Origin of the sequence: Corallococcus sp. RDP092CA (assembly GCF_041903675.1) — a bacterium.
Taxonomy (GTDB): Bacteria; Myxococcota; Myxococcia; order Myxococcales; family Myxococcaceae; genus Corallococcus.
Map to the genome: position 1 here is coordinate 1 of NZ_JAYESI010000090.1, position 1,343 is coordinate 1,343.

Annotated in this window: 1 protein-coding gene; it reads left to right on the top strand. The window is 70.6% G+C overall.

Annotated elements, in window-relative coordinates:
• The coding region (locus U8525_RS34275) for an amino acid adenylation domain-containing protein (protein ID WP_374270945.1) at positions 1-1,343 on the top strand (1,343 nt) is incomplete at both ends.

A 1,343-nucleotide genomic window follows, 5' to 3' on the forward strand; every position in this document is an offset into this window, starting at 1 on the left:
CGCGAGCGTGAAGACGCGCCGGTGACGACGGTGGGGGCGGGCAACCTGGCCTACGTCATCTACACGTCGGGCAGCACGGGCAAGCCCAAGGGCGTGGCGATTGAGCACCGGGGCGTGTCCAACTACCTGACGTGGTGCTTGACGGCGTACGGGCTGGAGGCGGGAGCGGGAGCGCCGGTGCACTCGTCGCTGGCGTTCGACTTGACGGTGACGAGCATGCTGGCGCCGCTGGTGGCGGGCCGCGGCGTGGTGATGGTGTCCGAGGCGCGAGGAGTGGAAGGGCTGGCGGACGTGCTGCGAGAAGGCGTGGGCTTCAGCCTGGTGAAGCTGACGCCGAGCCACCTGCGGCTGCTGGCGGACTTGCTGGGAGAGGAGGAGGCGGCGGGGAGGACGGGGGCCTTCGTCATTGGAGGGGAGGCGCTCTTCGCGGAGGAGCTGGCGTTCTGGCGCAAGCACGCGCGTGGCACGCGGCTCATCAACGAGTACGGCCCGACGGAGACGGTGGTGGGGTGCACGGTGCATGTGGTGGGGGAGGGGGACTCGGGCGGAGGAGCGGTGCGCATCGGCAAGCCGCTGCCGAACACGCGGATGTACGTGCTGGACGCGCAAGGGCAGCCGGTGCCGGTGGGAGTGCCGGGCGAGCTGTACGTCGGCGGTGTGCAGGTGGGCCGCGGGTACCTGGGGCGGCCGGAGTTGACGGCGGAGAAGTTCATCCCGGATGCGTTCAGCACGGAGGGTGGCGCGAGGCTGTACCGCACGGGTGACCTGGGGCGGTGGAGAGCGGACGGGACGCTGGAGTACCTGGGCCGTGCGGACTTCCAGGTGAAGGTGCGCGGCTACCGCATCGAGCTGGGGGAGGTTGAGTCCGCGCTCATGGGGGCCTACGGCGTGCGCGAGGCGGTCGTCGTCGTGCGGGAGGAGGTGGCGGGGGACAAGCGGCTGGTGGCGTACGTGGCGGGAGACGTGGAGTCGCTGGAGCGGCAGGCGCTGCGAGAGCACCTGGAGAAGACGCTGCCGGAGTACATGGTGCCGACGGCCTTCGTGGTGCTGGAGGCGCTGCCGGTGACGTCGAATGGGAAGGTGGACCGCAAGGCGCTGCCCGTCCCCAGCGACGAGCGAGGGGAGGTCGACGCGTTCATCGCGCCGCGCACGCCGACGGAGCAGTTGCTGGCGGGAGCATGGAGCGAGCTGCTGAGGGTGGAGCGGGTGGGGGCGACGGACGACTTCTTCGAGCTGGGGGGCCACTCGCTCTTGGCGACGCAGGTGCTGTCGCGCGTGCGAAGCCTCTTCCGCGTGGACCTTCAGCTGCGGGACGTCTTCAACGCTCCGACGGTGGAGAAGCT